This window comes from Xanthomonas sp. NCPPB 2864 (assembly GCF_056675615.1).
This window is the reverse complement of sequence record NZ_JBWWVS010000004.1, coordinates 372,643-383,866: the sequence shown is the minus strand read 5'-3', so window position 1 is coordinate 383,866 and position 11,224 is coordinate 372,643. Positions and strand designations below refer to the sequence as shown.

The window sequence follows — 11,224 nt, the reverse complement described above, 5'->3', positions numbered from 1 at the left end:
GGAAAAGGGAAACGGCAGGCGTCACGCTCACGACTCCAGATCCAGCGCGCGCGCCGGGCGGAAGCCCTGTCGCGCACTGAGTGCGATATGTCCGCCCAGGCGTCCAAAGCCGCGCGCGCTGGCGGCCAGCACCTGACCCAGCGAGCGCCAGAACGCATCGCGGTCGTGCTGGCCCCATTGCGACAGCCAGATGTCGGCGCGCGCAAAGGTCGAGGCCACCAGCCAACGCTCCTGTTCCATCGACATCGCGGTGAACTGCACGCTGACCTGGCCGTCGCGGTCCTGCCGCACCACCGCCGGCAAGGTCTGCTCCACGCCGCGGTGACTCAGGCCGATTTGCACCGGCAACCCCGGCTCGATCGGCTGCGGCTGGGCGAGCCTGATCGCCATGCCGCCGGTGGAAAAATTCAGCGAGCGACTGGGCAGCACGCTGCCATCGGGCAGATACAGATTGACCGGGACATCCAGCGGCACGCGATGGGCGCTACGCACCTGGCGGGTTTCGCTGGCCGTGGCGATAGTGGCGCCCAGCAGCACCATGTTGTAGAGCGTCCAGGCCAGGTTGAACCAGATCGTCTGCTGCTCGCCGCTGCCGCCGACATAGATCAGGCGCAGCACGCCGGCAGCCACACCGGCCAGGTTGAGCAACAGCAGGAACAGGTATGGCTTGGCGATTTGCGCATCGAAATAACTGCGCGCCACCAGCCCGCCCTTGGGCGTGACATTGAACTTGCCCAGCTTGGGGTTGAGCAGCGCGACCAGGGTGGGACGGAAGATGTACCAGGCCAGCGTGGTCTCGTAGACCTCGTTCCACAGCAGATGGCGGAAGCGGCTCTGCACCCGCAGGTTGGTCAGATTGGCCTGCAGGATGTGCGGCAACGCATAGGCCAGGATCATCAACGCCGAGGCCTGGATCACGTGCGCGCCGAAGAACAGATAGGCCAGCGGCGCAGTGAGGTAGATGATGCGCGGCAAGCCGTAGAAGAAGTGCAGCATCGCGTTGAGGTAGCACAGCCGCTGCGAGAGCCTGAGCCCGCGCCCCAGCAGCGGATTGTCGATGCGCGCGATCTGCGCCATGCCGCGCGCCCAGCGGATGCGCTGCGCCACATGGCCGGACAGGCTTTCGGTGGCCAGGCCTGCAGCCTGCGGCACCGCCAGATAGGCGGTGCGATAACCGCGACGCTGCAATTTGAGCGCAGTGTGGGCGTCCTCGGTGACGGTTTCCACAGCCACCCCGCCGACCTCTTCCAGCGCGCTGCGCTTGATCACCGCGCAGGAACCGCAGAAGAAGGTCGCATTCCACTGGTCGTTGCCATCCTGTAGCAGGCCGTAAAACAGCTCGCCTTCGTTGGGCACCTTGCCATGCGTGCCCAGGTTGCGTTCGAACGGGTCGGGCGAGAAGAAATAGTGCGGCATCTGCACCAGGGCCAGCCTGGTGTCGCGCAGGAACCAGCCCATCGCCACCTGCAGGAAACTGCGGGTGGGAATGTGGTCGCAATCGAAGATCGCCACGTACTCGCCGCTGCACTTCTTCAGCGCGGCATTGATGTTGCCGGCCTTGGCGTGCACGTTGTTGGTGCGGGTGACGTAGTTGATGCCGACCTCGGCACAGAAGTCGCGGAACGCGTCGCGGCGGCCGTCATCGAGCAGATGGATGGTGATCTTGCCGGCCGGCCAATCGATCACGCTGGCCGCCAGCACGGTGGTGCGCACCACCGACAATGGCTCGTTGTAGGTGGGAATGAACACGTCCACGCTCGGCCACAAGGCTTGGTCGGCCGGCAACGGCACCGGCTTGCGATCGAGCGGCCACAACACCTGGAAATAGCCCAGCACCAGGATCACGAACGCATACAGCTCCGCGCCCAGCAGGCCCAGGCCCAGGATGAAATCCACCGCGCTGCCCACGCCCATGGTCTGGGTCGTGCGCCACCAGATGTAGCGGCACGACACCGCCAGCGACATGCCCATCATCGTCAGGATCACCACCCGCCCGCCGCGCTTGCGCACCGCCAGCGCAACGGCGAACAGCACCCCGGAGAACACCAGTTGCTGGGTGACATCCATCGGCACGGCAACCACGAACACCAGCAGCAAGCCGCCCAACAACCACAGCGCCCAGGTCGCCAGCATGGGCAGCGGTGATCCGGAACGGCGGCTGGCAGCAGTCATCAGATAATCCTTCAAGTGTGGCGGCGTGCGGCAAAACGAGGCGAAACGGGCGAGCGCAGCGGCGCTTGCCGAAGGTCACGCGGTGGTGCTGATCAACGCGAGCGCAGTCGCTGCAGCGGGCTTTGCGTCGCGCTGGGCGCATCGGCCTGCAACAGCCGCTGAAACAAGCGCTCCAACGGCGTCTGCGCCTGGCGCTCGCCGGGCTGCGCTGCAGGCGCTGCGGGCTCGTCGAGCTGGCGCAATTTGCGCAGCGGCGCGAGCGCATCGAGCGGCGGGCCTGCCGTCTCTTCGGCAGGCACGGACCGGTGCGCCGCCGGCACTGCCTGCATGGCGATCGAAACGCTCGGCACCGATGCGGCAGGCGCCAGCAGCGGCGCTGGTGTCTGCACGGCGTCCGCCGCAGCGGGGGCCTGTTCGACCGCTGCCGGGACCGGCGTTTGCGTCACTTCCGGCCTGCGCGGCGGCAGCTGGGTGTGGGCGAAATCCTGATAGCCCGCGCTCGCCGGCGTCCCCAAGCGCGCGAACAGGCCGGACACATCGTCATGCCCGGATGCTGCCTTGTTGTTCTTCGGTGCCATCACACTCCCCTTGCCCGACTTCAGCCGTTCATGCCGTCCGCAGCAACACGAGGTTGCGCAGATCGACGCTGTCGCCTGGCGCGGTCTGCACCGCCAGGCCTGCCAGCATCCCCAGTTGCTGGAACCACCCTTCGTACACGCCCTGCAGGAACCCATCGCTCCATGCCGCACCATCCAGTGCCACGCTCAACGGCGCGCTGGCGTGCTGGATCCGCACGTGGTCGGCGTGGTCGTGCATCGCGCACTGGCCCCAATCACAGCGCTCCCACACGGCGTTGGCGGCCTGCTGCATCTCGTCCAGGGTCGTGCAGTGCGCCAGCCGGTGCTCGCGCGCGAAGCGCCGGCCGATGCGCGCCATCAACGGGGCCAGATCGTCCTCGGGCAACTCGGCGCCGAACTCGGCGGCCATCGCACGCACAAAGCCCAGCCACTGCCGGGAGCAGCTGCGCGCGCGGTACAGCGACAATGGGTCGGGTGCAGTCATACGGGCATCGCGTGGGGAGGAAGCCGTCCGTCAACGTCGCGTGCATCAAACGTGAAGTACGCGTGATGCCAATGTTAACGAACCCATGCGGCCAATTGAGCGCTGCATCGCATTTTTTTTGGCCATTCCCTGACAGGGCCGCCAAGCCCCGGCACACGCTGCCGCTACACGTCAGTCACTGCCGCGCGTGGTCACCCGCTTCCGGTATCGGCGGCAGGCCGAATACATCGCGCAGATAGCGCAGGTAGCCGGCGTCCTCGCACATGCTCTTGCCCGGCGAGTCACTGAGCTTTGCCACCGGCTGCCCATTGCAGCGGACCATCTTGATCACGATCTGCAGCGGCGTCGGCCCCAGGTCGTTGGTGAGGCTGGTGCCGACCCCGAACGCCAGCCGGCAGCGCGTATGGAAGTGCGCGTACAGCCGCATCACCTTGTCGATGTTGAGGCCATCGCTGAACACCAGCACTTTGGTCGCGGGGTCGATGCGGTGTGCCTGCAGGTGGGCGATGACGCGCTCGCCCCATTCGAACGGGTCGCCCGAATCATGCCGCATGCCGTCGAACAGCTTGCAGAAATACAGATCAAAATCGCGCAGGAACGCGTCCAGCCCCACCACATCGGACAGGGCGATGCCGAGATCGCCGCGGTACTCGCGCGCCCACGATTCCAGCGCGGCCACCTGCGAGTCGCGCAGCCGCGGCCCCAACGCCTGGAATGCCTGCAGATACTCGTGCGCCATCGTGCCCAGCGGAGTCAGGCCGTAATGCTTGGCGAAATACACATTGCTGGTGCCGACGAACTGCTCGCCCAGGCCATCGCGCAGCAACGGCAGCAACTCGCCGTGCCAGTGCCGCGAATAGCGCCGCCGGGTGCCGTAATCGGCGATCTTGCAGCCGGCCGGCATGCTGCGCAGGCTGCTCACCTTCTCGCGCAGGCGGCGACGGCCTTCTTCGTAATCCGGCTCGGAGGTGTTGCGGAACCACACCTCGTTGATGATCGCCAGCAACGGCACTTCGAACAGGATGGTGTGCAGCCACGGGCCGCGGATGGTCAGCTCGATCTCGCCCGGATGGGTGGTCGATGCCGACAGCTGCAGATACTTGCGGTCCAGATGGAACAGCGCCAGGAAGTCGGCGAAGTCCGGCTTGATGAAGCGCAGGCCACGCAGATAGGCCACCTCGTCCTCGCGCAGCCGCAGCCGGCACAGCGCATCGATCTCGCGCGAGATTTCGTCGATGAACTGGGCCAGATCCACGCCGGGCGTGCGGCACTTGAAGCGGTAGTCGACCTGCGCGGCCGGATGCTGATGCAGCACCGCCTGCATCATGGTGAATTTATACAGGTCGGTGTCGAGCAGCGAATGGATGATCATGCCGCCGGATTATGCCCGCAGCGGCGATCGCGCTGCGTGCAAGCCGCCGATGCGTCCGAGAGGCGATGCGCTGCGCGGCGGCAGTGCGCTTCGCCCCGGCAAGTCACCTCGGCAATTGCGCCTGGCGTTCTCTTGGAGAGTGCCAGGCGCCATCGCTCAGCGCGCCAGCACCTGCTGCGCTGGTTTGCCCTGCACGGTGAAGTCGCTGTCGCCCGGGCCGCCGGCCTTGGGGTCGGTGTACCAGCACCACAGCGCGATACCTTCCACGCCGTGCGCCTGCAGCACCTTGCGCCACTGCTGCAACACCTGCAGCTGCAGGCGGGTGTCCACTGCAGCGGCGCGTTGCTCCGGGCTCTCCCAGGGCGCGGCCAGGCTACCGCGTGCAGAACGCAGCCCCAGCTCCGCCACCCACACCGGCTTGCCCACGCGCTGGCCCAGTTGCTGCAGGCGCTGCGCGGCGGCATCCATCTCGGCCGTGCGCGCGGCAGCCGCTTCGGACAGCCGCGGATACAGGCTGGTGCCCACCGCATCGAACAAGGACCAGTAACGGAAGCTTTCGGCGTGCTCCATGCCGTCGGCCACATACAGCAGCTTGCCGTGGTAGACCTTGCGCACTTCCGCCACCAGACCGGGCCACTGCGGCGCGTCCTGCAGCTTGCGCAGTTCGGTGCCGATCACCAACGCTTCGGCATGCTCGTCTTCGGCCAGCTTGGCCAACGGCAGCAACGCGTTCTGATACGCGGCAAACCAGGCTGCCTGGTCGGTGGGCGCGGTGTCGCCGGCCCAATGCCCGGGAATCCACACATGCACCTTGAGCGTGGCCTGCAGGCCGGCGTGGTGGCTCTGCCGCAACGCCGCGCGCATGGCCTCCACGCTGCTGTCGCTGCCCAGCACCGGATCGTTCGCCTGCGGGTTGGCTTGCCACACAAACGCGACCAGCAAGGCCTTGCTGGCGCCGGTCTTGGCCAGCGCATCCAGCGACTGTCCCGCCGCCTCGCTCTCCCACGGCGCATTGGCCGAGACCTTGACGTTGGCGCCCATCCACGTCGATGCATCGGCGTTGCAGCCATTGACCAGCATGCACGCCCCGACCAGAAACGCGGTACTCAGAACGCGTTTGAACATGCGGCGGATGCCTTGGTGGTGGACGCGGTCGTGGTGTGCGCGCAGTCCATTGCACCGATGACCGCAGTGTTCTTGTCCGGCTGCACGATTGCAGCAGTGGCGGGCGCGCTGACGCCGGACGCGGGCTGCGTGGGCGCGGCCACGTCCGCGACAGTCGCCACGGTGGGCTGCGCCTGCACGGCGTCCATCGCCGGCGTCGCCGCGCCGGTCGGCAACGACACCGGCGCGCTCACGACCACCGCCTCGCCCTGCAGCAAGGACTGCGCATCGGCAGGCGCCGCACGCATCCAGCTGCCCCAGCCCTGCGGCTGTACCCAGGCCGCACCGATCAGGCCCAGCAACAGCAGGCCGGCGGCCTGACTGCGCTGATCGGCATGCAGCGCGCGCAGCAGCAACGCTGCCGGCACCCACAGCAGCAGCAAGGCGTCGAACCCGGCCCAGCCGAAGGCGAATGACAGTGCCGCCGCACAGATCACGGTGCCGGCACTGGCCAGCACGCCGCGCGTGAGCGCACTGCTGCGGCTACGGGCCAGCAACGCCAGCACCGGGAAGCAGACCACCGCCGCCACGCCCCAACGCACGGCCGGCGACCAGCCTTGCGCATGCTCGGCCAGCGGCAACGGCAGCGGATGCGCGCCCTGCCCGATGCTGGACAGCGTCGGCCACGGGGCGTTGAACACGGTCAGATTGACGTAGGCCCACATGCCGACCAGAAACGCGAACGGCAGATAGCACACCAGATAGAACGAACCCGGCGCCTTGCGCAGCATCTGCGGCGGCATCACCAGGAGCAGCCACGGTGCCACCATCGTCGACAGCGCCAGTGTCTGCAGATCCAGGCACAGCAGGATGCACAACCAGCCGGCGATGCGCAGATAGGTGAAGGCCTCCACCGGCGTCTGCAGGCGGCGCAAGGTGCGGCACAAGCCGTAGAACGCCAGCAGACCCACCGCCTGGCTTCCGCCTGCGGCGATCGGCAGCAGGAACAGCGGATTGCAGCCCACCAGCACGGTCAAACCACTGGCCCAGCCGCGCCCGAACACGCCGGCCAGATCGCGCCACAGCAGCGACAGGAACAACGCGTTGGCGGCAACCGCCAGGAACGGCCAGACCTGGAACGGCAGGTTCCAGCTGTCCAGCCCCAGATTGATCGCCCACGACAACAGACCGGTTGCCGGCAAGCCGGCTGCTGGTGCGATTGCCGGTGTGGCGGAGCCGACCGACTGCAGCAGCAGCGGCTGGCTCAGCAGCGACAGGGCCACCACGGCAACCAGAAACGCCGGCAGCCCGCTGTGACGGCGCGGGACCGCCGACTCACTCTTCGAGTGCGGCGCGGCGCTCGTTTTCCGAATGCTTGCTGATGCCATGAGTGGTCTTCTCCCAATAGAACGGATTGTGGATCAGCTGCCAGAGACCCTTGTACGCGGCGATCGACTGCAGCACCCAGTAAAAGGGCACGGTCAGCGCGTAGGGCGCCAGCTTGAAGTAGTCGCGCTTGAACGCAGCCACCAGCGTGATGTAGATGAAGAACGCATTGGCCAACAGCAGATTGACCAACGACACGGTCGCCAGCCACGGCGGGAAGAAGCGCTCGAACGCGGTTGTCCCGGTGACTGCCCAGACCACATACAGCGCCCACAGCACCGGCACGCCCAACGCGGTGAAGAAGCCGCCGCCAATGAAGAACTGGAAACCCCAGAAGCCCTTGAACCCGGTGCTGCGATACAGGTGCACCGGGTCGCGCATGTGCACCAGCCAGGTCTGCATGTAGCCCTTGAGCCAGCGCGAGCGCTGCCGGATCCAGTTGGGAATGCTGACGTTGGCTTCTTCGAACGTGGTGGAGTTGACCACGTTGACGCGGTAGCCGTTCTGGATCAGCCGCACGCCCAAGTCGGCGTCTTCGGTGACGTTATACGGGTCCCAGGCGCGCACCTGGCGCAACACATCCAGACGGAAGTGGTTGGAGGTACCGCCCAACGGAATCGGGATGCGCAGGTATTCCAGCGCCGGCAGGTAGAAGTCGAACCAGAGCGTGTACTCCAGCGTGAACATCCGCGTCAGCCAGTTCTCGTCGGCGTTGTAGTAGTTCAGCCGCGCCTGGATGCACGCCACATCCTTGTCGGCCTTGCGGAACGCAGCCACCACGCGCTTGAGCTGATCCGGCTCGGGCTTGTCTTCGGCGTCGTAGATGGTGAGCAGCTCGCCGCGCGCAAAATGCAGCGCGTAGTTGCAGGCCTTGGGCTTGGTCTTGGGCTGCGACGGCGGCACCCGGATGATTTCGAAGAACGCCTCCAGGCCGAGTTTCTTGGCGGCCTCGATGGTGTCGAAATCGTCCGCCTCCAGCACCAGCTTCACGTCGAGCTTGCTGATCGGGTAATCCAGCTTGCGCAGCGCGTTGGCCAGGATCGGCAGGACTTCCGGCTCCTTGTACATCGGCACCAGCACGGTATAGACCGGCAGGTCGTCGTCGCGCAGCGCGGCCACTTCGTCCTCGGTGACCTTGATGTCGATACGGTGGCGCGAGCCGAACCACACCAGCAACAGCTTCAGTCCGAAGGTCGCCAGAAAGCCCAGCGCCACCAGCACGTTGACGGTGATCAGGGCCGGCACCGGGAACAGCACCATCGCGATCACCATCACCGCGGCGATCGCCCACAGCGTGAACTTCTGTCCGCGCGTCACCACCTGGCGCGCCGAGTACGTCGGCGCATGCGATGCGAGCAGGTTCAGCGCGTTGTCGGTGAGCTGCTCGTCGGCGTAACGCTGCAGGCTCCAGATGATGTCGAACTTGGCGGTGCCGACAAAACGCACGTCCTCGCCGTAGTGCGCGCGCGCCCAGGCAAACACCGCCGGGTCGGGATCGGCCACGGCCAGCACCAGCACACCGTCTTCGCGACGCCACGGCAGCAGCAGGCGCTGCGCGTAACTTTCCAGATCGCCCGGGGTGAGCAGTTCCGGATCCGGCGGCTGCTGCACCAGATCGATGAACTCGAGGCCGAAGTGCGCGGCAACGATGGCGTAGAACCGCTGCGCCGGCACGCCGCGCTGGGCCAGGATCACATCGCCCAGGCGCGAGTTCCAGCGTTGCTGCAACGCCAGCGCCGAGCGCAGCTGTTCGTCGGTGATGACGCCTGCCGTGACCAGCGCGCGACCCAACAGACCGCGTTCGCGGCCGATGTCCGGTGCTCGTCCCAGCGCGTCCATTTCGCAGGTGACCGTCATTGTCGTGGCGTCCTTAGAACCGCCACCAGGCGGCCACGAATGGCCCACCTGCGGCGCCGGTGTTGCGGCCCATCACTGGCTGCTGATATCCCACCTGCCACTGGCTGCCGCCCGGCGCGGTGTACAGCGTGGACAGCTGCAGCTTGGTGAGGTCGTAGTTGGTGCCGGTGGCGACAAAGCCGGAATCGCCAGGTGTCGAGCCAACGACAAACGCGTCGTTACGCCCGTTACCCAGGCCCTGGATCACGTTGACTTCGCCAAGCAGCAACCAGCTCGGGGTCAGGCTCAGGCCGGTGGACGCGTCCACCCGCACTTCGTCGGAAGCGGCACTGCCGCGCAGACGCACCGCGCCACCCAGATCGACGTAGCCGTTGCGCCCGCCCAGCGTGTAACCACGGCCGCGGCTGTAACGCAGCTCCAGACCGTAGTCGCCAAGGCCGAGCGCGGGGTCGCGCCCAGGATTGTTCGGGTGATAGGTCTTGCTACGGCCATAGGCCGGGATGCTGACCAGGGCCTGCACCGAGCTACGCCAGACATCGTCGGCCGCACCTGGCAGTGCGTAGCGCAGGCCGATCTCCTGATCGGCAAAGCCGGTGGTGCTGCGGCGTGCCCGTCCGGGCGCACCGTTCACCGGTTCGTCGTTGTTGAAACCGACTTCGGTGAAATAGAAATTGCCGATAAAGCTCAGCTTGTCGCTCAGGCCATGCTCGACGTAGACATTGAGCTGGTCCTGGCGGCTACGTCCGTTGTTGCCGAAATCGCCACGGTGGTGGGCATCGTCGAACCAGCCGGTGCCATCGCTATGCAGCGCCTTGACGATCACCAGGGTGTCGCCCTGCGGCTGGGTCCAGGCGCCTGCCACGGCCGTGTCCGGCAAGGCCGCCATCAGGCAGCTCAGCGCAAGCGCCGACAGCGCAGCTACCGGCGCGCGGCGCGCGATGGAATCAAGAGAAGAGGGCGAGACAACCGGACTGGACTGCAGCGCGGCGGCGCACGGCTGACGTCCCCGCAATTGCGGGTCGTTCTGTAAAGACATTGCACGATTCCTGATGGGGGACCCGGAAGGGACAGGAAGCTAGTGATTGATCACACTTCGAGGCGAAACGTATCACACATAAGTCCCGCCACCCATCACTGATTTATCACAAATTTAACGCGAGCGAACTCATCTCTTTCGCAACAATTTCGGTACCTGGGCGACGGCATGGGTCCAGATCGCCAGCCATACGCCCAGCCGGGTGAGCAGCCCCCGATGACCCGCCTCGAACTTGCGGAAATAGCGCCACAGGCCGCGGTGCTTATGCCATTCGACAAAGAACGGCCGCGAACGACTGGACACGCCACGCACATGCACGACCCGCAGATCGTTGGCCACCGCCACCAGCGCACCGGCCTGGCGTGCCCGCCGGCACAGGTCCAGGTCTTCGGCATGCAGGCGGTAGGCGCCGTCCCAGCCGTCCAGCCGGTCGAACAGGCTGCGTTGCATCAGCATCAAGGCACCGGAGATGGCGTCCACCACCTGCAGGGGCGCAGCGGGATCGGCCGGCACCGCCAGCTGGGCGGCAGCGCGCGGTGCGCGCAGCATGGCGGCAAAATCCGGATCGCGACGGCGCACGGCGGCATCCGGCTGCCCGTCCTCGTCCACCTGCTCCACGCCCAACAGCACCGCCGCATGGCCGGCCGCGCGTGCGCACAGCTGCGCCAAGGTGTCGCGCTCGACCATCAGGTCCGGGTTGATGAACACCAGCCAGGGCGCCTGCGAGTCGCGCGCGCCCTGGTTGCAGGCGCTCGCAAAACCCGGGTTGTCCGGATTGGCGATGAAGTGCAGCCGCGCATCGGCCAGCGCATGCCGCTGCACGACCTCCAGGGTGTCGTCGCTGGAGGCGTTGTCGACCACCCGGATCTCGCTGATGCCCTCGGCCGCGCGCAGCCGCGACAGGCACGCATCGATGGTGCTGCTGCTCTGATAGGTGACGACGACGGCGGCAATCTGGACGGGAGTCATCCGGCCATTATCCGGTGCCGGGGTGGCGCAACGCCATCGTGCGTCTGCCAGCGCCGACATGGCGGCTGGCAGCGGCAACAGGCATACTGCGCGCCCGGAACCGCCCAGCGGTTTTGCGCAGGCGCCGCCCACGGCGCGCCCCACATTTTTAGTGTCGAGATGACGGCCAGCGACCTTTCGGTGTTGCGCTGCCTTTTCATTCCCTGCAGTGCAACCGCCTGATGGCGGGCGCGCCGCAACGACGGCCTGGCAGCGCCGTCCGTGTT

Annotated in this window: 9 protein-coding genes; all 9 read right to left on the bottom strand. The window is 66.6% G+C overall.

Annotation, left to right across the window (positions count from 1 at the left end; all coding sequences use genetic code 11):
• Positions 1 to 27: 27 nt before the first annotated feature.
• Complete coding sequence (bcsA, locus tag AC1KVE_RS12235) at positions 28 to 2,172, bottom strand: UDP-forming cellulose synthase catalytic subunit (RefSeq protein ID WP_184458219.1); 2,145 nt, start codon at positions 2,170 to 2,172, stop codon at positions 28 to 30.
• A gap of 92 nt (positions 2,173 to 2,264) precedes the next feature.
• Complete coding sequence (locus AC1KVE_RS12230; RefSeq protein ID WP_102580766.1) at positions 2,265 to 2,750, bottom strand: hypothetical protein; 486 nt, start codon at positions 2,748 to 2,750, stop codon at positions 2,265 to 2,267.
• Between the two features lie 28 nt (positions 2,751 to 2,778).
• Entirely contained in the window at positions 2,779 to 3,234 is a 456-nt protein-coding gene (gene bcsD / locus AC1KVE_RS12225; RefSeq protein ID WP_104567975.1) for a cellulose biosynthesis protein BcsD, read from the bottom strand.
• Between the two features lie 175 nt (positions 3,235 to 3,409).
• Positions 3,410 to 4,606, bottom strand: a complete 1,197-nt coding sequence (pncB, locus tag AC1KVE_RS12220; RefSeq protein WP_126966653.1) for a nicotinate phosphoribosyltransferase — start codon at positions 4,604 to 4,606, stop codon at positions 3,410 to 3,412.
• Between the two features lie 156 nt (positions 4,607 to 4,762).
• On the bottom strand, positions 4,763 to 5,731 hold the full coding sequence (locus AC1KVE_RS12215) for a glycoside hydrolase family 113 (protein WP_126966652.1): 969 nt from the start codon (positions 5,729 to 5,731) through the stop codon (positions 4,763 to 4,765).
• Positions 5,713 to 6,996, bottom strand: a complete 1,284-nt coding sequence (locus AC1KVE_RS12210) for a hypothetical protein (RefSeq protein ID WP_184429086.1) — start codon at positions 6,994 to 6,996, stop codon at positions 5,713 to 5,715. Before AC1KVE_RS12210 ends, AC1KVE_RS12215 begins: the two co-directional genes overlap by 19 nt.
• Positions 6,997 to 7,045: 49 nt before the next feature.
• The gene (locus AC1KVE_RS12205; RefSeq protein ID WP_024939104.1) at positions 7,046 to 8,953 is read right to left on the bottom strand and encodes a glycosyltransferase family 2 protein; all 1,908 of its coding nucleotides are present in this window, start codon (positions 8,951 to 8,953) and stop codon (positions 7,046 to 7,048) included.
• Between the two features lie 13 nt (positions 8,954 to 8,966).
• Positions 8,967 to 9,989, bottom strand: coding sequence for a hypothetical protein (locus tag AC1KVE_RS12200; RefSeq protein ID WP_184458217.1), 1,023 nt, complete (start codon positions 9,987 to 9,989; stop codon positions 8,967 to 8,969).
• Positions 9,990 to 10,118: 129 nt separating this feature from the next.
• A complete protein-coding gene (locus AC1KVE_RS12195; RefSeq protein WP_184458216.1) occupies positions 10,119 to 10,958 on the bottom strand; it encodes a glycosyltransferase family 2 protein in 840 nt (279 codons plus the stop codon).
• Between the last annotated feature and the right edge of the window lie 266 nt (positions 10,959 to 11,224).

Excerpts from the sequence above, each read along its gene's own strand:
- AC1KVE_RS12200 (WP_184458217.1), bottom strand. The coding sequence starts at position 9,989 with ATGTCTTTACAGAACGACCCGCAATTGCGGGGACGTCAGCCGTGCGCC.
- pncB (WP_126966653.1), bottom strand. The coding sequence starts at position 4,606 with ATGATCATCCATTCGCTGCTCGACACCGACCTGTATAAATTCACCATG.
- AC1KVE_RS12215 (WP_126966652.1), bottom strand. The coding sequence starts at position 5,731 with ATGTTCAAACGCGTTCTGAGTACCGCGTTTCTGGTCGGGGCGTGCATG.
- AC1KVE_RS12205 (WP_024939104.1), bottom strand. The coding sequence starts at position 8,953 with ATGACGGTCACCTGCGAAATGGACGCGCTGGGACGAGCACCGGACATC.
- bcsA (WP_184458219.1), bottom strand. The coding sequence starts at position 2,172 with ATGACTGCTGCCAGCCGCCGTTCCGGATCACCGCTGCCCATGCTGGCG.
- AC1KVE_RS12230 (WP_102580766.1), bottom strand. The coding sequence starts at position 2,750 with ATGGCACCGAAGAACAACAAGGCAGCATCCGGGCATGACGATGTGTCC.
- bcsD (WP_104567975.1), bottom strand. The coding sequence starts at position 3,234 with ATGACTGCACCCGACCCATTGTCGCTGTACCGCGCGCGCAGCTGCTCC.
- AC1KVE_RS12195 (WP_184458216.1), bottom strand. The coding sequence starts at position 10,958 with ATGACTCCCGTCCAGATTGCCGCCGTCGTCGTCACCTATCAGAGCAGC.